This is a genomic window from Streptomyces sp. NBC_01775, assembly GCF_035917675.1.
Taxonomy (GTDB): domain Bacteria; phylum Actinomycetota; class Actinomycetes; order Streptomycetales; family Streptomycetaceae; genus Streptomyces.
The window spans coordinates 2,616,700-2,635,553 of sequence record NZ_CP109104.1 but is presented as its reverse complement, the minus strand read 5'-3'; the positions used below and the strand labels follow the sequence as shown (position 1 = coordinate 2,635,553).

Sequence of the window (18,854 nt, the reverse complement as noted above, 5' to 3'; positions counted from 1 at the left end):
CCGCCCTCTTCTGCCTTCAGCCGTGATGCTTTCACAGCCGTACAGCTCTGTCGTACAGCTCTGTCGGGCAGCCGTGCGGCTCTTTCAGCCGTGCAGCTCTCTCAAGAGTCACCGACTCACATGATGTCGAACTCCCCGTCCCGCGCCCCCAGGACGAATGCCTCCCACTCCGCCGCGGTGTAGCGGAGCACCGTGTCGGGGTCCTTGGAATTCCGCATCGCGACGCCGCCGCCGGGGAGGTGGGCGATTTCCACGCGCTCGTCCTCGGGGCTTCCCGGCGCGCTCTCCCACTCCACGTCGGAGATGTCCATCGCGTACAGCTCTTCCTTCTCCTGCTGAGTGCCCATCAGCGGATGCTCCTCCCCAAGCTGTTCGGGGCCGTTGCTCGAATGGCCGCGTGGGCCCCCTGGTCGTCCGAAATGATTCCAGCACCGCGGCGGCCGGTCCAATCGAATCGGACCGGCCGCCGCGGGCCGCCAGGCTGTCAGGCCGTCACTGCTCCGGTGACCAGCCGATCTGCACCATCGGCGTCCCCCGCTTCCGGGAGACGAAGAAGCCCCGTCCCGGCGGCATCGGCCGCGGCCGTACATTGCCGAGGATGTCGCCCTCCGAGGGGTCGCCGGACAGGATGACGCCCTGTGCCCCCAGCTCCTTGATCCGGGTGATGAAGGTTTCGAACATCGACCGGGACGCCCCCGCCGAGCTGCGCGCGATGATGAAGCGCACGCCCACGTCGCGGGCGAAGGGCAGGCTCTCGGTCAGCACGGCCAGCGGGTTGCCGCTGGAGGTGGCGACCAGGTCGTAGTCGTCGACGATGATGAAGATCTTCGGGCCGCTCCACCAGCTGCGGTCACGCAGCTGCTGCGGCGTGACGTCCGGCGCCGGAGCGCGCCGTTCCATGAGGTCGCGCAGGGCGTTCATGTGGGTTTCCATGGCGTTGGACATGGGCGCGTACTCGAGCAGGTGCGAGTCCGGGATCACACTGAGGAGCGAGCGCCGGTAGTCACCGACGACGATCTTCGCCTCGTCGCCGCTGTAGCGCTCCGTGATCCGCTGGGCGAGCAGCCGCAGCAAGGCGGTCTTGCCGGACTCGCTCTCGCCGAAGATGAGGAAGAACGGGTCGGTCTCGAAGTCGACGAAGACCGGCTCCAGTTCGTTCTCGTCGATGGCGAACGCCAGGCCCCGCCCGGGGTGGTCCCCGCCGCGCGGCAGCCGTCCGGCGTCCAGTTCGCGCGGCAGCAGCCGTACGCCGGGTGCCGGCTGGCCCTGCCAGTGGGACTTGACGGTCTCGCACATGGCGGCCGTCGCGTCGGAGATTTCGTCGTCGGAGCCGGTGCCGTCGATGCGCGGCACGGCGCCCATGAAGTGCAGCCTCTGCGGGGTCTGGCCGCGCCCGGGCACGCCGGGGGGCACGTTCGCGGCGACCTTGCGGTCGAACTCGGAGTCCATGGTGTCGCCGAGCCGCAGCTCCAGCCGGTTCGCCAGCTGGTCCTTGAGCGAGGCGCGCACCTCCATGTTGCGGGAGGCCGTGACGACGAGGTGGATGCCGTAGCCGAGGCCGCGGCCCGCGATGTCGTGGATGAAGCCGTCCAGGGCCTCGTACTCGTTGCGGAAGTTGCCCCAGCCGTCGATCAGCAGGAAGACGTCGCCCCAGGGCTGGTCTGTGATCTGGCCGCGTGAGCGGCGCCTGCGGTAGGTGGCGATGGAGTCGATGTTGTTGGCCCGGAAGTACTCCTCGCGCCGGTTGAGGATGCCGTAGACCTCGGCGATGGTGCGCCGTACCCGCTCGGGGTCGAGGCGGGAGGCGGTGCCGCCGACGTGCGGCAGTTCGCCGATCGAGGACATGCCGCCGCCGCCGAAGTCGAGCCCGTAGAACTGCACTTCGGACGGGGTGTGAGTGAGCGCGAACGAGGCGACCAGGGTGCGCAGCAGTGTGGACTTGCCGGACTGCGGTCCGCCGACGACCAGCATGTGGCCCGCGGCGCCGGAGAAGTCGAGGTAGAGCGGGTCCCGGCGCTGCTCGAACGGCTTGTCGACCAGCCCGACGGGCACCACGAGCTGCCCCAGCTTCGGGTAGTCCGGAACGGTCAGGCCGCGGCCTTCCACAGGTGCCAGCCCCGGCAGCAGCTCATCCAGCGGCGAGGCGTGGTCCAGCGGCGGCAGCCACACCTGGTGGGCGGGCGTGCCCTGGCCCTCCAGGCGCCGTACGACCACGTCCAGCACCGTGTCGGCGAACGCGTCGTCCTCCCCGGCGGTCTGTGCGGGTACGGGTGCTGTCGAGTCCGGGTCCGGCTGCTGCACGGCCACGGGCGCCGCGGTGAACAGGACCGGTTTGCGGTTCGAGGACCTCGGGCCCGAGGACAGCTCTCCGCCGTCGCCCGCGCGGTGGACGCCGGAGACGTAGGCCGCCTTGAAGCGGGTCATCTCGTCGGTGCCGAACTTCAGGTAGCCCGAGCCCGGCACCGACGGCAGGTGGTAGGCGTCCGGCACACCGAGCGCGGCGCGCGACTCGGCGGCGGAGAAGGTGCGCAGACCCACGCGGTAGGACAGGTAGGTCTCCAGGCCGCGCAGCCTGCCCTCCTCCAGTCGCTGCGAGGCCAGCAGCAGATGGACACCCAGCGAACGTCCGATACGTCCGATCTGGATGAACATATCGATGAAGTCCGGCTTGGCGGTGAGCAGTTCGCTGAACTCGTCGATCACCAGAACGAGTGAGGGGATCGGTGAGAGCGGCGCACCCGCGGCACGGGCCTTCTCGTAGTCGTGGATGTTCGCGTAGTTGCCCGCGTCGCGCAGCATCTCCTGGCGCCGGTTCAGCTCGCCCCGGATCGAGTCGCCCATGCGGTCGACGAGCGTCAGGTCGTCCGCCAGGTTGGTGATCACAGCCGCGACGTGCGGCATCTGTGCCATACCCGCGAACGTCGCACCGCCCTTGAAGTCGGCGAGGACGAAGTTCAAGGTCTCCGAGGAGTGGGTCACGGCCAGGCCCAGCACCAGCGTCCGCAGCAGTTCGGACTTGCCGGAGCCGGTGGCTCCCACGCACAGCCCGTGCGGGCCCATGCCGTCCTGCGCGGCCTCTTTGAGGTCCAGCATGACCGGCTGGCCGTCCTCGCCCACACCGATGGGCACCCGCAGCCGCTCGGCCTGCGAGCGGGGCCGCCAGGTGCGGCTCACATCCACCGAGGCGGCGTCGCCCAGGTTGAGCAGGTCGGTGAACTCCAGCTTCGCCAGCAGGGGCTCGTCGTCCCCGCCCGTCCCCACCCGCAGCGGTGCCAGCTGCCTGGCCACCGCCTCGGCCGCGGGGTACGAGAGCGCGTCCGGCGCCCCGTCGTAGACCAGGCCCTGGCCCGACTCCAGCTGGAGGGCACGGGGCCGGACGAGCACCGAGAGCCCGCCGCGCGAACCGTCGATGTCGCCGGGCACGATCTCCACCACGGTGACGCCCTGAAGCCCTTCGGGCGCCGCCAGCACGGAGCTGGGCGGCACTACCGTGCCGTCCAGCACGATGACGATGTGCGGCTGCTCCACCAACGGGTCGGCGGCCGGGTTGAAGCGGGGCCGCCCCTCCAGCCGGGTGTGGAGCAGGTCCTCCAGCTCGATCATGTCGTTCACGATCAGCCGCCGGGTGCCCGCGCCGTCCGCGAGGTCCCTGGCCTGGGCGTGCGGCAGCCACTTGGCCCAGTCCCAGGCCCCGTACGTCTCCCGGCCCGCGGCGACCGCGATCACCAGGTCCTCGGGGGAGTGCATGGCCGCGAGGGAGCACAGCATGGACCGCGCCGAGGCGTAGACCGACTCGGGCTCCCCGCTGACGGTCACGTGGTAAAAGGCCCGCAGCGAGACGGCCATGGGCAGCCCGTCGAGGGTGCCATGGGTGTTGAGGAACTGGTGCATCGCGCCGGCCGTCAGCGGCTCCAGCTCGTCCACGGGGGCGGTGTCCGGCGCGACCAGCGGAGTGGCCAGCTGCTGGGTGCCCAGCCCGACGCGGACCTGCCCGAAGTCCTCGTCCGTGGAGCGCCGCTCCCACACCCTGCTGCCCTCGGCCACCAGCGACCACAGCTGGTCGGGAGCGGGGTGCAGATAGAACTGGCCGTCCCGCTGCTTGAGCGCCGTCTTACGCACCGTACGGCGGGTCTGGGCCAGATATTTGAGGTAGTCGCGGCGCGTCTGCGCCAGGTCGCCCTGGGTGCCTTTGCGGAACCGCACGGCCATGGCGACGACCATGCCGACCGTGGACGCCAGCATCAGGACGCCCATGATCCGCATCATCGGATGGGTGTTCATGCCGGGCATGAAGAAGAACATGCTGGAGCCGCCCATGCCGAGCATGGGCAGGATCTGCATCAGCATGCCCTCCTGCTGGCCCCGGGGCAGCTCGGGCGGTGGCTCCACCCGAAGTTCCTCATCGGGCACTTCGGGTGGCAACGCCCGTGGCGGACGCTTGACGACAATCTGGGTCACTCGCGCACCAATTCCCTCGCGCGGAAGGGACAGTTCGATGCCGGCGCCCCCGTGGCGACGGTCCCCCTCCGCGGGGGGCGATCCTAGTGGCACGTCGAGTTGACGGGGAGCGGTAGGGTGGCGCGCGCTGTCGGCGTGACCGCCGCGGACGTCCGGGATCGGCCCTGGCGGGCCCGCCGCCGCACGCCGCCGCCGACCCGGGCCCGAGCGGAGCCGGCAGGCCAAACGGAGCAGACCGAGCCCGGGCAGGCGTTCGGCAGCAGCACGAGCAGGCGTTCAACAGCAGGCTTCCGAGGGGGACACACAGGTGAGTACGACGGCTTCCGCCGCGGCCACAGGACCCGGCAGTGGACCGGGTGCCGGAGGAGCCTCGGGAGCGGCCGGAGCGCCGCGCCCGGCGGCCGGAGCCGCCCTGGACACCGGATTCTGCCGGGTGACCATCGTCGCGCCCGACAGCCGCATCGACGTCGCCCTGCCCGAGGACATCCCGGTCGCCGACATCTACCCGGAGATCCTCCGGCTGTCGGGACAGAGCCCCGCCGAGGGAGCCCCGGTCGGCTATCACCTGGTGCGCCGCGACGGCACCGTCCTGGACAGCTCCCGCTCCTTCGTGGCCCAGCGGATCCTCGACGGCGAGGTGCTCAGCCTCCGCCCGTTCGCCGAGTCCCTGCCGCCCGCCGTCTTCGACGACGTCTCCGACGCCGTGGCCTCCGCCGTCACCCGGGATCGCAAGCTGTGGGGCGACAGCATGATGCGCGCCGCCGGCCTCATCGGCGGGGGAGCGCTGCTGGCCCTCATGGCGGTGGTGCTGTGGTTCTCCGACCCGGCCGGGCACGACATGCACGGCCTGTCGGGCATCCTGGCCGCCGTCACCGGCGTGCTGCTGACCGCGCTGTCCGCCGTGCGCGCCCGCGTCTACGACGACCGGCCCACCACCATCGCGCTCGGCCTCGGCGCCCTGCCGCACATCATGGTCGCCGGCAGCGGCCTGCTGCCCCTGGAGGACGGGCAGGGCATCGGCAGGCTCCAGTTCCTGCTCGGCTGTGTGGCCGTGCTGCTGATCTCCTCGATCCTGATCGCCCTCACTCCCAACGGCGACGGCCCCTTCGTCGCCGCCGCCTTCACCTCGACCATCGGCACGCTGGTCACCTTCATCTCGATCGTGACCGACATCCGCCCCGTCGAGACCGCCTCCATCTGCGCCCCGCTCGCCGTCGGCATCCTCGCCTTCCTGCCGGGCCTGTCCACCCGCTTCGCGCGGCTGCCCATCGGCTTCGAGACGACGCGCAGCGCGACGAGCGACTACGACACCGACCCCGACGCGGCCCCCGAGACCCAGGGCGCGATCGACGCCGAGCGCATCGCGGCGCAGGCCAGGCGCGGCCACGAGATGCTCGTCGGCCTCGTCGGCGGCTGCGCGGCGGTGGTCACCGTCTCCTGCGCCGCGCTCAGCTTCTCCGGCTCCGGCTGGGGCCAGCTGCTCACCTTGATGACCGGCGTCGCCATGCTGCTGCGCGCCCGCCTCTTCCGCTACACCTCGCAGGTCAGCTGCTCCCTGGTCGCGGGTCTCGCCGCGCTCGTACTGCTCGGCGTCGGCCTTGCCGGGGACTTCCCCGCGGAGGGCGGCTCGCTGCGCACCGTGTGGCTGACCGCCGCGCTCGCCGGGGCCGCCGCCTTGATCATCGGGATCGGTCTGGCCGTCCCCAACAAGGGCGTGACCCCCTTCTGGGGCCGCTTCGTGGAGATCCTGGAGACCTTCGTCCTGCTCACGCTGGTCCCGCTGTGCCTGGCGGTGATGAACGTCTACTCGGCCGCCCGCAGTCTCACCAGCTAGCCACTGATACGCTGTGGTGGCCTCACGAGTAGTGAAGGATCCCCTGTGAAAAAGACCAGGGGCGCTCGGTGGCCGGAATCCCTTAGGAGTACGAGTGTCGTCTCTCGACGCCGCGACGAAGAAGCAGATCATGTCCGAGTTCGCCACCAAGGAGGGTGACACCGGCTCCCCCGAGGTTCAGGTGGCGCTGCTCTCCAGGCGGATCAGCGACCTGACCGAGCACCTGAAGCTCCACAAGCACGACCACCACTCGCGTCGTGGTCTGCTGCTCCTGGTCGGTCAGCGCCGCCGCCTGCTTCAGTACCTCGCGAAGAAGGACATCCAGCGCTTCCGTGCCCTGGTCGAGCGCCTCGGCATCCGCCGCGGCGCGGCCGGCGCCCGCTAGCACGTGCGGAAGGGAGCGGTTCCCGGACCGGGGGCCGCTCCCTTCGCCGTATCGCAGTACAGCCATATCTCGTGTGACAGGGATGCTTTGTAGTCTGGTCACAGCGAGCCGCAACACAGCACATCGAGAACAAGGCAGGAGCGCGCCCCCGACGCCGGTCCTCGGTAGTGGCCCCCGGAGAGCACGAAGCTTCCGGGTGCTTCGATCGAAGACCGGCCCGCACCGGGAGCGCTCCGCCGCAGACGGTCCGCGGCCATACGGGCTGCGGACACAGACGAGGAGATTTTCCTGGTGGAGAACGAGACCCACTACGCCGAGGCCGTCATCGACAACGGCGCTTTCGGCACCCGGACCATCCGCTTCGAGGCGGGCCGCCTTGCCCAGCAGGCCGCCGGCTCCGCCGTGGCGTACCTGGACGACGACACCATGGTGCTGTCGGCCACGACCGCGTCCAAGAACCCCAAGGACCAGCTCGACTTCTTCCCCCTGACGGTGGACGTCGAGGAGCGGATGTACGCCGCCGGCAAGATCCCCGGTTCCTTCTTCCGGCGCGAGGGCCGCCCCTCCGAGGACGCGATCCTCACCTGCCGCCTGATCGACCGCCCCCTGCGCCCGTCCTTCAAGAAGGGCCTGCGCAACGAGATCCAGGTCGTCGAGACGATCATGGCTCTCAACCCCGACCACCTCTACGACGTGGTCGCCATCAACGCCGCCTCCTGCTCCACGCAGCTGGCGGGCCTTCCCTTCTCCGGCCCGATCGGCGGCACCCGTGTCGCCCTGATCAAGGGCCAGTGGGTCGCGTTCCCGACCCACACGGAGCTGGAGGACGCCGTCTTCGACATGGTCATCGCCGGCCGTGTCCTGGAGGACGGCGACGTCGCGATCATGATGGTCGAGGCCGAGGCCACCGAGAAGACCATCGAGCTGGTCAAGGGCGGTGTCGAGGCCCCCACCGAGGAGGTCGTCGCCGCCGGTATCGACGCTGCCAAGCCCTTCATCAAGGTGCTGTGCAAGGCCCAGGCCGAGCTCGCCGCCAAGGCGGCCAAGGCCACCGGCGAGTTCCCGATCTTCCTGGACTACCAGGACGACGTCCTCGAGGCCCTCTCCACCGCCGTCCGCGACGAGCTGGCCCAGGCCCTCACCATCGCGGGCAAGCAGGAGCGCGAGAGCGAGCTGGACCGCGTCAAGGCGCTGGCCGCCGAGAAGCTGATCCCGCAGTTCGAGGGCCGCGAGAAGGAGATCTCCGCCGCGTACCGCTCGCTGACCAAGACCCTGGTGCGCGAGCGCGTCATCAAGGAGAAGAAGCGCATCGACGGCCGCGGCGTCACGGACATCCGTACGCTCGGTGCCGAGGTCGAGGCCATCCCGCGGGTGCACGGCTCGGCGCTCTTCGAGCGCGGCGAGACCCAGATCCTGGGCGTCACGACGCTGAACATGCTCCGCATGGAGCAGCAGCTGGACACCCTCTCGCCGGTGACCCGCAAGCGGTACATGCACAACTACAACTTCCCGCCCTACTCCACCGGTGAGACCGGCCGCGTCGGCTCCCCCAAGCGTCGCGAGATCGGCCACGGAGCGCTCGCCGAGCGCGCGCTCGTGCCGGTGCTGCCGACGCGCGAGGAGTTCCCGTACGCGATCCGTCAGGTCTCCGAGGCGCTCGGGTCCAACGGCTCGACGTCCATGGGCTCGGTCTGCGCCTCCACCATGTCGCTGCTGAACGCCGGTGTGCCGCTGAAGGCCCCCGTCGCCGGTATCGCCATGGGTCTCATCTCCCAGGAGGTCGAGGGCGAGACCCACTACGTCACCCTCACCGACATCCTCGGTGCGGAGGACGCCTTCGGTGACATGGACTTCAAGGTCGCCGGCACCAAGCAGTTCGTGACCGCGCTCCAGCTCGACACCAAGCTCGACGGCATCCCCGCCTCGGTCCTGGCCGCCGCGCTGAAGCAGGCCCGTGACGCGCGTCTGCACATCCTGGACGTCATGAACGAGGCCATCGACGTCCCGGACGAGATGTCCCCGAACGCCCCGCGGATCATCACCGTCAAGATCCCGGTGGACAAGATCGGTGAGGTCATCGGCCCCAAGGGCAAGATGATCAACCAGATCCAGGAGGACACCGGCGCCGACATCACGATCGAGGACGACGGCACCATCTACATCGGTGCCGCCGACGGCCCGGCCGCCGAGGCCGCGCGCGCCACGATCAACGGCATCGCCAACCCGACGATGCCCGAGGTCGGCGAGCGCTACCTGGGCACGGTCGTGAAGACGACCACCTTCGGCGCGTTCGTCTCCCTGCTGCCCGGCAAGGACGGTCTGCTGCACATCTCGCAGATCCGCAAGCTCGCCGGCGGCAAGCGCGTGGAGAACGTCGAGGACGTTCTCGGCGTCGGCCAGAAGGTCCAGGTCGAGATCGCCGAGATCGACCAGCGCGGCAAGCTCTCCCTCATCCCCGTCATGGACGAGAGCGAGGCGGGCTCCGAGGACTCCGAGGCCGGCGAGCCCGAGGACGAGTCCGCGAAGTGACCCGTACGACCCGTACGACGGCCCGCCCCGCCACCACGGCGGGGCGGGCCGTCGCCCGTACCAAGACACTGCTCCAGGGCGAGAACGGAATGGGCACCGTCCGCAAGACCGTGCTCCCCGGCGGGCTGCGGGTGGTCACCGAGACCCTGCCGACCGTCCGTTCCGCCACCTTCGGCATCTGGGCACACGTCGGCTCCCGCGACGAGACCCCGACGCTCAACGGCGCCACCCACTATCTGGAGCACCTGCTCTTCAAGGGCACCGAGCGGCGCAGCGCCCTGGAGATCTCCAGCGCGCTGGACGCGGTGGGCGGCGAGATGAACGCCTTCACGGCGAAGGAGTTCACCTGCTACTACGCGCGGGTCCTCGACGCCGATCTGCCGCTGGCCATCGACGTCGTGTGCGACATGCTCACCAGCTCCGTCATCGACCCCGAAGAGGTGGAGTCCGAGCGCGGCGTCATCCTCGAAGAGATCGCGATGACGGAGGACGACGCGGGCGACTGCGTCCACGACCTGTTCGCCAAGACGATGTTCGGCGACTCCCCGCTGGGCCGCCCCGTCCTGGGCACCGTCGACACCGTCAACGCGCTGACCCGCGACCGCGTGGCCCGCTTCTACCGCAAGCACTACGACCCGACCCGCTTGGTCGTCGCCGCCGCCGGAAACATCGACCACTCGAAGGTGGTACGACAGGTCCGGGCAGCGTTCGACCGGGCAGGCGCGCTGGCCCGCATGGAGGGCGCGGAGCCGGTCGGCCCCCGCACGGGAACACGCACCATCCGGACAGCCGCGAGTGTCGAGCTGCTGGACCGCCCCACCGAGCAGGCACACCTGGTGCTCGGCATGCCCGGCGTCTCCCGCAACGACGAGCGCCGCTGGCCGCTCGCCGTGCTCAGCACGGCGCTGGGCGGCGGCATGAGCTCGCGGCTCTTCCAGGAGATCCGCGAGAAGCGTGGCCTGGCCTACAGCACCTACGCCTACACCTCCGGCTACGCCGACTGCGGCCTCTTCGGTGTCTACGCGGGCTGCCGTGCCGCGCAGGTTCCGGACGTGCTCAAGATCTGCCGCGAGGAGCTGGACCAGGTCGCACGCTCCGGGCTCAAGGACGACGAGGTCCGCCGCGCCATCGGACAGCTGTCCGGATCGACGGTGCTCGGGCTCGAGGACACCGGCGCGCTGATGCACCGCCTCGGCAAGAGCGAGCTGTGCTGGGGCGAGCAGATGTCCGTCGACACGATGCTCGCGAAGATCTCCGCCGTCACCCCCGACGACGTCCGCGAGGTCGCCCGCGAGGTGCTCGACCACCGCCCCTCGCTGTCGGTCATCGGCCCGCTCACCGACCGGCAGGCCGCACACCTGCACGAAGCCGTCGCCTGATCGCCGGCCCACGTCGCCCGAAGGCCGGCCCACGTCCCCCGAAGGAAAGCAACAGATGAGCAAGCTGCGCGTAGCCGTTCTCGGCGCCAGGGGCAAGATGGGCTCCGAGGCCGTACTCGCCGTGGAGGCGGCCGAGGACATGGAACTGGTGGCCGCCCTCGGCCGCGACGACTCCCTCGACGCCCTCACCGAGGCCGGCGCCCAGATCGCCGTCGACCTGACCCACCCCGGGTCGGTCATGGGCAACCTGGAGTTCTGCGTCGCGAACGGCATCCACGCCGTCGTCGGCACCACCGGATGGACCGAGGAGCGCCTGTCGCGGCTGCGCGGCCTGCTCGACGCCTCGCCAGGCACCGGCGTCCTCATCGCCCCGAACTTCGGCATCGGCGCCGTCCTCACCATGCGCTTCGCGCAGCAGGCGGCCCGGTTCTTCGAGTCGGTCGAGGTCGTGGAGCTGCACCATCCGAACAAGGCCGACGCACCCAGCGGCACGGCCGTACGCACCGCCCAGCTCATCGGAGAGGCCCGGCAGGCCGCCGGCCTGCCCGACCAGCCCGACGCGACCAGCACGGCGCTGGAGGGTGCCCGGGGAGCCGACGTCAACGGCGTCCCCGTGCACGCGGTACGGCTGCGTGGGCTGGTCGCCCACCAGGAGGTCCTCTTCGGCGAGGAGGGCGAGACGTTCACCATCCGGCACGACTCGCTGCACCGCTCCTCCTTCATGCCGGGCGTGCTCCTCGGAGTACGCAAGGTCCCCTCCACGCCGGGGCTGACCTTCGGGCTTGAGCACTTCCTCGACCTGGACTGACGGGACTGAGCAGCGTGCGCGCGAAGATCACCTATTTTCTGCTGGCCGCCGTCCTGGTCGTCTACTTCGTCCTGGTCGGCAGCCGCGGCGTGCTGCTCATTCAGCAGGGCACCGCGATCACCGTCCCCTTCGGTGCCGCGGTGCTGGTGCTCCCCTTCATCGGAGCCTGGTTCCTGTGGCACACCACCCGCTTCGCACGCCGCGCGGGACGGCTGGCGCGGGTGCTGGAGGCCGAGGGCGGGCTGCCGCCGGACGAGCTGGAGCGCATGCCCTCGGGCCGCATCGACAGGGCCTCGGCCGACGCGGCCTTCGCACGCCGCCAGGCCGAGACGGAGGAGAACCCGGGCGACTGGCGCTCCTGGTTCCGGCTGGCCGTCGCCTATCACGACGCCCGCGACACCCCCCGCGCCCGCAAGGCCATGCAGCACGCCATCACTCTGCACGACAGGGCGCCAGCCGAAGGCCGCTAGCTCTCCCGAGCCTCCGTGTGCCGCGACTCTGCGGCCCAGCTCTCTATGATGTCGGCGGCCCGGTCGAACGCGGCGGTGCGGGAGAGGAAGTCCGCGTTGTGGTTGGTCAGCAGCACCCGATAGGCCTCCGCTTCGCCACCGCTCGTGCCCTTGGCGCCCGTGCGCGCGCTCCCGGCGGGTGTGAGCAACAGCGCCTCGCCCTGCACCGTACGGGGCATCCCCAGCCACCTCACGGGCCGCTGAACGGTCCGCAGGGCCGCTATCTCGCGCCAGGGCAGCGTCGTCGTACGGAACAGCCCCACCTGGCGCAGTCCGTGGGAGCTGACCCAGACGCCCGCCCTCAGCAGCCGCAGCGCGAAGACGATCACGATCACCGCAGCCCCCGCGCAGGCCGCGGCGCTCACCGCTGCCCCCGCGAAGGCGATGATCAGCGCGGAGAAGAGCACGTAGGACGCGAGCAGGAGCAGCAGCGCACCGCCGCCGACGCGCCACGGCCCGGGGCGGTAGGGACGCCGCCACAGGTCACGGTCGGCGTACGGCAGCGGAACCGCCTGGGCCGCGAGCACGCTCGACTCACGGTCGGCCGTCAGAAAAGGCAGGGGCACGGCAGGATCCTCGCTCGCTCACAACAGCCCACGGCGGGGCTGTGCAACAGGGGCTGTGAGCCGTGAGATTAGCGAGGTCCGGGGGACCGGGCCACCCCAGGGTGGCCACCCCGGGGGAGGCCACAGGTCAGCGGCGCTCGGCAGCCGCCGGGTGTTCCTTCGCCGGACCACTGTGATCCGCACTCAGCGCGGGCAGGCCGAGCAGGACGGAACCCACGAGACCGGCGACGATCGTCAGCCCCACCAGGGCGCTCCCGGCGACCTCGCCGAAGCTGCGGCGGGCCCGGGCCGGCGGGGTGACATTACTGCGGAAGCGGTCGGCCTCGGCTACGAAGGCGAACGGCACTGGCTCTCCGCGGCGGAACATGAGGGGCCTCTCCTGAGATCGTTCTGGAAGGTGATCTTTCTGGGTTGTTAAGGGGCAAACGTCCGGGGCGGCACCTGAGTGCCTGCTCCCGGCGATCCCACGTGAAAAATATCAATTGCTTCAAAGACGTATGCCACCGGGGTGCCGTATCTCCGCATCGAATCCCTTATCTCCCATCAATACCGGGCAAAGCCACCCACCCAGTCGATGGTGCGGGGCTGTCGGTGCCTCCCTTTAGGCTGGCTCCGCCCTGGCAGACGTACGTGGAAGGACCAGCCGGTGACCGACACCCCCGCCCCGCCCGCCCCGAGTTTCCGCAGCGACATGACGGTCGAACTGATCAAGCACAGCGCGGCCGACACCGACGTGCTGTGGGCGGCCCGGGTCTCCACGTCGGGCGAGCAGTCCCTTGAGGAGCTGAACAAGGACCCGGAGCGCTCCAAGGGTCTGATCAACTACCTGATGCGGGACCGCCACGGCAGCCCTTTCGAGCACAACTCGATGACCTTCTTCATCAGCGCCCCGCTCTTCGTCTTCCGCGAGTTCCACCGCCACCGCGTCGGCTGGTCCTACAACGAGGAATCCGGCCGCTACCGCCAGCTCCAGCCGGTCTTCTACGTCCCCGACGAGTCCCGCAAGCTCGTCCAGCAGGGCCGGCCCGGCAAGTACGAGTTCGTCGAGGGCACACCCGAACAGCACAAGCTCACCGGCCGCGCCATGGAAGACACCTACCGGCAGGCGTATGAGACCTACCAGGAGCTGCTCGCCGCGGGGGTTGCGCGCGAGGTGGCGCGCGCCGTCCTGCCCGTGGGGCTCTACTCCTCGATGTACGCCACGTGCAACGCCCGCTCCCTGATGCACTTCCTCGGGCTGCGCACCCAGCACGAGGAGGCCAAGGTCCCCAGCTTCCCGCAGCGCGAGATCGAGATGGTGGGCGAGCAGATGGAGGAGCAGTGGGCCAGGCTCATGCCGCTGACGTACGCCGCCTTCAACGCCAACGGCCGCGTCGCGCCCTGACGACGCGCCCCGGCGCACTCCGCGTCTTGGCCTTCCCCGTCACCGGTCTGCCCGCAACTACAGGTGTCCGTATTGCGGCGTTTCAATAAGTTCATCTAGGGTGATTAAGCGGTCTCGGCACTGCCTGAACCCCCGAGCAGGCAGTGCCGAGGCCCCCGGTTTTGCGCCCTTCCACGCCGATCCTCAGCCCCGAGCGAGCCAGGCGGGGGGCGCTGCGAGTAGCGTGGACCCCATGGCTCCGACCTCCACACCGCAGACGCCCTTCGGGCGGGTCCTGACCGCGATGGTCACGCCGTTCACCGCGGACGGTGCTCTCGACCTCGATGGCGCGCAGCGGCTCGCTGCCCATCTGGTGGACGCAGGCAACGACGGTCTCGTTGTCAACGGCACCACCGGAGAGTCCCCGACCACGACCGACGCGGAGAAAGCGCAGCTGGTCAAGACCGTCGTGGAGGCAGTCGGAGACCGTGCACACGTGGTGACCGGAGCCGGCACCAACGACACCTCCCACAGCCTGGAGCTGGCCCGCGCCGCCGAGAAGGCCGGCGCACATGGCCTCCTCGCCGTGACGCCCTACTACAGCAAGCCTCCGCAAGAGGGGCTCTACCGGCACTTCACCGCCATCGCGGACTCCACCGACCTCCCGGTGATGCTCTACGACATCCCCGGCCGCAGCGGAGTCCCGATCAACACGGAGACGATCGTCCGCCTCGCCGAGCACCCCCGCATCGTCGCGAACAAGGACGCCAAGGGCGACCTCGGACGCGCGAGCTGGGCCATCGCCACCAGCGGACTCGCCTGGTACAGCGGCGACGACATGCTCAACCTGCCGCTGCTGTCGGTCGGCGCCGTCGGCTACGTCTCCGTGGTCGGCCATCTGGTCACCCCCGAGCTGCGCTCCATGCTGGAGGCGCACCTGAGCGGTGACGTCGCCAAGGCCACCGAGATCCACCAGAAGCTGCTGCCGGTCTTCACGGGCATGTTCCGAACCCAGGGCGTGATCACCACCAAGGCCGCCCTCGGTCACCTCGGCCTCCCCGCAGGCCCGCTCCGTCTCCCGCTGGTCGAGCTGTCTCCGGAGGAAACGGACCAGCTCAAGCACGATCTCGTGCACGGTGGGGTACACCTGTAGATCTCAGACTTCACAACTGCATACCGCCGGACTACGGCAGTGCACAACCCCCACGCAACAGCACGACACGTACGTCTACGTACGCATCATGAATATCGCGCGCCACGTGCCCAGGCGGGTGCGTGGCGCGCGTGGTAAGGAGAGTCTTTTGAGTCATCCGCATCCCGAGCTCGGCCCGCCGCCGAAGCTGCCCGAGGGTGGACTCCGCGTCACCCCGCTGGGCGGCCTCGGCGAGATCGGCCGCAACATGACCGTCTTCGAATACGGTGGACGGCTGCTGATCGTCGACTGCGGCGTCCTCTTCCCCGAGGAGGAGCAGCCCGGCATCGATCTGATCCTCCCGGACTTCACCTCGATCAGGGATCGCCTCGACGATATCGACGGCATCGTCCTGACCCACGGCCACGAGGACCACATCGGCGGCGTCCCCTACCTCCTGCGCGAGAAGCCGGACATCCCGCTGATCGGCTCCAAGCTCACCCTCGCCCTGATCGAGGCCAAGCTCCAGGAGCACCGCATCCGGCCGTACACGCTGGAGGTCGAGGAGGGGCACCGGGAGCGCGTCGGCCCGTTCGACTGCGAGTTCGTCCCGGTCAACCACTCCATCCCCGACGCCCTCGCCGTGGCCATCCGCACCCCCGCCGGCATGGTCGTCCACACCGGCGACTTCAAGATGGACCAGCTCCCGCTGGACGGCCGCCTCACCGACCTGCGTGCCTTCTCGCGCCTCGGCGAAGAGGGCATCGACCTGCTACTGAGCGATTCGACCAACGCCGAGGTCCCCGGATTCGTCCCGCCCGAGCGCGAGATCTCCGGAGTGCTGCGCCAGGTCTTCTCCAGCGCCCAGAAGCGCATCATCGTTGCCAGCTTCGCCAGCCATGTGCACCGCATCCAGCAGATCCTGGACGCCGCCCACGAGCACGGCCGCCGCGTCGCCTTCGTCGGACGCTCCATGGTCCGCAACATGGGCATCGCCCGCGACCTCGGATACCTCCAGGTACCCGCGGGGCTCGTCGTCGACGTCAAGACGCTGGACGACCTGCCGGACGACGAGATCGTGCTGGTCTGCACCGGCTCCCAGGGCGAGCCCATGGCGGCTCTGTCCCGCATGGCCAACCGCGACCACCAGATCCGCATCGTCCAGGGCGACACGGTGATCCTGGCGTCGTCCCTGATCCCGGGCAACGAGAACGCGGTCTACCGCGTGATCAATGGCCTGACCCGCTGGGGCGCCCATGTGGTCCACAAGGGCAACGCCAAGGTTCACGTCTCCGGACACGCCTCGGCCGGCGAGCTGCTGTACTTCTACAACATCTGCCAGCCGAAGAACCTGATGCCGGTGCACGGGGAATGGCGCCACCTGCGGGCCAACGCCGAACTGGGCGCCAAGACCGGCGTCCCGCACGATCGCATCGTCATCGCCGAGGACGGCGTCGTCGTCGACATGGTCGACGGCAAGGCCAAGATCAGCGGCAAGGTCCAGGCCGGCTACGTCTACGTCGACGGCCTCTCCGTCGGAGACGTCACCGAGACCTCCCTCAAGGACCGCCGAATCCTCGGCGACGAGGGCATCATCTCGGTCTTCATCGTGGTCGACAGCACCACCGGCAAGATCGTCGGAGGTCCCCACATCCACTCCCGGGGCTCCGGCATCGACGACTCGTCGTTCGCCGACGTCATGCCGAAGATCGACGAAGCACTCGCCAGATCGGCGCAGGACGGGGTCGTGGAGCCCCACCAGCTCCAGCAGCTGGTGCGTCGCACGGTCGGCAAGTGGGTCTCGGACACCTTCCGCCGCCGCCCGATGATCCTCCCCGTGGTCGTCGAGGTCTGAGCTGCGGCGTCGCCGAGGCATGAGCCGCGGCGCGAGCAACTGAAGGGCGGGGCGCCTCGATTTGCCTCCAGGCGCCCCGCTCCAGTACGTTTACATCTCCACCGCAACGGGAACCCCGGGTCACTCTGTGCCCTACGGGACTCGGTTGGCCAGGAATCCAAAAAGCTCCGGAAACGGAGCGGAAAAAGATTCTGGTAAGGTTGGAAACACCGAAAGGGAAGCGCCCGGAGAAACCGGTGAAATGGTTTCGAAGGAAGCGTCCGTTCCTTGAGAACTCAACAGCGTGCCAAAAGTCAACGCCAGATATGTTGATACCCCGACCTACCGGGTTTCCGGTGGGTTGAGGTTCCTTTGAAGAAACACACAGCGAGGACGCTGTGAACCGGGGGATTATTCCTCTCCTGGTTCCGCTCTCGTGGTGTTGTACCGGTGGTGGATTCGTCTGCTGGCCGAGTAAACATTCACGGAGAGTTTGATCCTGGCTCAGGACGAACGCTGGCGGCGTGCTTAACACATGCAAGTCGAACGATGAAGCCTTTCGGGGTGGATTAGTGGCGAACGGGTGAGTAACACGTGGGCAATCTGCCCTGCACTCTGGGACAAGCCCTGGAAACGGGGTCTAATACCGGATATGACATCCTCCCGCATGGGAAGGGTGTGGAAAGCTCCGGCGGTGCAGGATGAGCCCGCGGCCTATCAGCTTGTTGGTGGGGTGATGGCCTACCAAGGCGACGACGGGTAGCCGGCCTGAGAGGGCGACCGGCCACACTGGGACTGAGACACGGCCCAGACTCCTACGGGAGGCAGCAGTGGGGAATATTGCACAATGGGCGAAAGCCTGATGCAGCGACGCCGCGTGAGGGATGACGGCCTTCGGGTTGTAAACCTCTTTCAGCAGGGAAGAAGCGAGAGTGACGGTACCTGCAGAAGAAGCACCGGCTAACTACGTGCCAGCAGCCGCGGTAATACGTAGGGTGCGAGCGTTGTCCGGAATTATTGGGCGTAAAGAGCTCGTAGGCGGCTTGTCACGTCGGATGTGAAAGCCCGGGGCTTAACCCCGGGTCTGCATTCGATACGGGCAGGCTAGAGTTCGGTAGGGGAGATCGGAATTCCTGGTGTAGCGGTGAAATGCGCAGATATCAGGAGGAACACCGGTGGCGAAGGCGGATCTCTGGGCCGATACTGACGCTGAGGAGCGAAAGCATGGGGAGCGAACAGGATTAGATACCCTGGTAGTCCATGCCGTAAACGTTGGGAACTAGGTGTTGGCGACATTCCACGTCGTCGGTGCCGCAGCTAACGCATTAAGTTCCCCGCCTGGGGAGTACGGCCGCAAGGCTAAAACTCAAAGGAATTGACGGGGGCCCGCACAAGCAGCGGAGCATGTGGCTTAATTCGACGCAACGCGAAGAACCTTACCAAGGCTTGACATATGCCGGAAAACCCTGGAGACAGGGTCCCCCTTTGGGTCGGTGTACAGGTGGTGCATGGCTGTCGTCAGCTCGTGTCGTGAGATGTTGGGTTAAGTCCCGCAACGAGCGCAACCCTCATTCTGTGTTGCCAGCGTGCCTTTCGGGGTGACGGGGACTCACAGGAGACTGCCGGGGTCAACTCGGAGGAAGGTGGGGACGACGTCAAGTCATCATGCCCCTTATGTCTTGGGCTGCACACGTGCTACAATGGCCGGTACAATGAGCTGCGAAGCCGTGAGGTGGAGCGAATCTCAAAAAGCCGGTCTCAGTTCGGATTGGGGTCTGCAACTCGACCCCATGAAGTCGGAGTTGCTAGTAATCGCAGATCAGCATTGCTGCGGTGAATACGTTCCCGGGCCTTGTACACACCGCCCGTCACGTCACGAAAGTCGGTAACACCCGAAGCCGGTGGCCCAACCCCCTTGTGGGGAGGGAATCGTCGAAGGTGGGACTGGCGATTGGGACGAAGTCGTAACAAGGTAGCCGTACCGGAAGGTGCGGCTGGATCACCTCCTTTCTAAGGAGCATCTTGCTGCCGCAAGGCAGTCAGGGGCCACAACGTCA

Annotated in this window: 13 protein-coding genes and 1 rRNA gene; 10 read left to right on the top strand and 4 right to left on the bottom strand. The window is 68.6% G+C overall.

Annotated features, from left to right (window positions below):
- Positions 1-116 precede the first annotated feature (116 nt).
- Positions 117-347, bottom strand: a complete 231-nt coding sequence (locus OHB04_RS11770; RefSeq protein ID WP_326687627.1) for a DUF397 domain-containing protein — start codon at positions 345-347, stop codon at positions 117-119.
- Positions 348-492: 145 nt separating this feature from the next.
- Entirely contained in the window at positions 493-4,458 is a 3,966-nt protein-coding gene (gene eccCa, locus OHB04_RS11765; RefSeq protein WP_326807423.1) for a type VII secretion protein EccCa, read from the bottom strand.
- A gap of 307 nt (positions 4,459-4,765) precedes the next feature.
- On the opposite strand from eccCa, the gene eccD reads away from it, so the two are divergent.
- From eccD to OHB04_RS11735, 6 genes are all read left to right on the top strand, one after another.
- Positions 4,766-6,292, top strand: coding sequence for a type VII secretion integral membrane protein EccD (gene eccD, locus OHB04_RS11760; protein WP_405805795.1), 1,527 nt, complete (start codon positions 4,766-4,768; stop codon positions 6,290-6,292).
- A 94-nt stretch (positions 6,293-6,386) separates the two neighbouring features.
- Entirely contained in the window at positions 6,387-6,677 is a 291-nt protein-coding gene (gene rpsO, locus OHB04_RS11755; RefSeq protein ID WP_326687625.1) for a 30S ribosomal protein S15, read from the top strand.
- Between the two features lie 291 nt (positions 6,678-6,968).
- Positions 6,969-9,206, top strand: coding sequence for a polyribonucleotide nucleotidyltransferase (locus OHB04_RS11750; RefSeq protein WP_326687624.1), 2,238 nt, complete (start codon positions 6,969-6,971; stop codon positions 9,204-9,206).
- On the top strand, positions 9,203-10,585 hold the full coding sequence (locus OHB04_RS11745) for a M16 family metallopeptidase (protein ID WP_326687623.1): 1,383 nt from the start codon (positions 9,203-9,205) through the stop codon (positions 10,583-10,585). The genes OHB04_RS11750 and OHB04_RS11745 overlap by 4 nt, the downstream gene beginning before the upstream one ends.
- 55 nt (positions 10,586-10,640) lie before the next feature.
- Entirely contained in the window at positions 10,641-11,393 is a 753-nt protein-coding gene (gene dapB / locus OHB04_RS11740) for a 4-hydroxy-tetrahydrodipicolinate reductase (RefSeq protein WP_326807422.1), read from the top strand.
- Positions 11,394-11,407: 14 nt separating this feature from the next.
- Positions 11,408-11,863: a hypothetical protein gene (locus OHB04_RS11735; RefSeq protein ID WP_326687621.1), complete on the top strand. Its 456-nt coding sequence runs from the start codon at positions 11,408-11,410 to the stop codon at positions 11,861-11,863.
- Here the strand turns inward: OHB04_RS11735 and OHB04_RS11730 are convergent.
- Together OHB04_RS11730 and OHB04_RS11725 are read right to left on the bottom strand one after the other, a co-directional pair.
- Positions 11,860-12,468, bottom strand: a complete 609-nt coding sequence (locus tag OHB04_RS11730) for a PH domain-containing protein (protein WP_326687620.1) — start codon at positions 12,466-12,468, stop codon at positions 11,860-11,862. The two genes, OHB04_RS11735 and OHB04_RS11730, sit on opposite strands and share 4 nt — an antisense overlap.
- A gap of 127 nt (positions 12,469-12,595) precedes the next feature.
- The gene (locus OHB04_RS11725; RefSeq protein ID WP_326687619.1) at positions 12,596-12,835 is read right to left on the bottom strand and encodes a hypothetical protein; all 240 of its coding nucleotides are present in this window, start codon (positions 12,833-12,835) and stop codon (positions 12,596-12,598) included.
- Between the two features lie 279 nt (positions 12,836-13,114).
- Here OHB04_RS11725 and thyX point away from each other — a divergent pair, with 279 nt between their 5' ends.
- The 4 genes from thyX (at position 13,115) to OHB04_RS11705 (ending at position 18,807) form a co-directional block, all read left to right on the top strand.
- Positions 13,115-13,852, top strand: coding sequence for an FAD-dependent thymidylate synthase (thyX, locus tag OHB04_RS11720; protein WP_326687618.1), 738 nt, complete (start codon positions 13,115-13,117; stop codon positions 13,850-13,852).
- A 232-nt stretch (positions 13,853-14,084) separates the two neighbouring features.
- Entirely contained in the window at positions 14,085-14,984 is a 900-nt protein-coding gene (gene dapA, locus OHB04_RS11715; protein ID WP_326807421.1) for a 4-hydroxy-tetrahydrodipicolinate synthase, read from the top strand.
- 148 nt (positions 14,985-15,132) lie between these two features.
- A complete protein-coding gene (locus OHB04_RS11710; RefSeq protein ID WP_326687616.1) occupies positions 15,133-16,818 on the top strand; it encodes a ribonuclease J in 1,686 nt (561 codons plus the stop codon).
- A 460-nt stretch (positions 16,819-17,278) separates the two neighbouring features.
- Positions 17,279-18,807: ribosomal RNA gene (locus OHB04_RS11705) — 16S ribosomal RNA — on the top strand.
- The last annotated feature ends 47 nt before the right edge of the window (positions 18,808-18,854 follow it).

What these genes read in the sequence shown, in the direction of transcription:
- OHB04_RS11770 (WP_326687627.1), bottom strand. Translation starts at nt 347, where the DNA reads ATGGGCACTCAGCAGGAGAAGGAAGAGCTGTACGCGATGGACATCTCC.
- dapB (WP_326807422.1), top strand. Translation starts at nt 10,641, where the DNA reads ATGAGCAAGCTGCGCGTAGCCGTTCTCGGCGCCAGGGGCAAGATGGGC.
- OHB04_RS11725 (WP_326687619.1), bottom strand. Translation starts at nt 12,835, where the DNA reads ATGTTCCGCCGCGGAGAGCCAGTGCCGTTCGCCTTCGTAGCCGAGGCC.
- dapA (WP_326807421.1), top strand. Translation starts at nt 14,085, where the DNA reads ATGGCTCCGACCTCCACACCGCAGACGCCCTTCGGGCGGGTCCTGACC.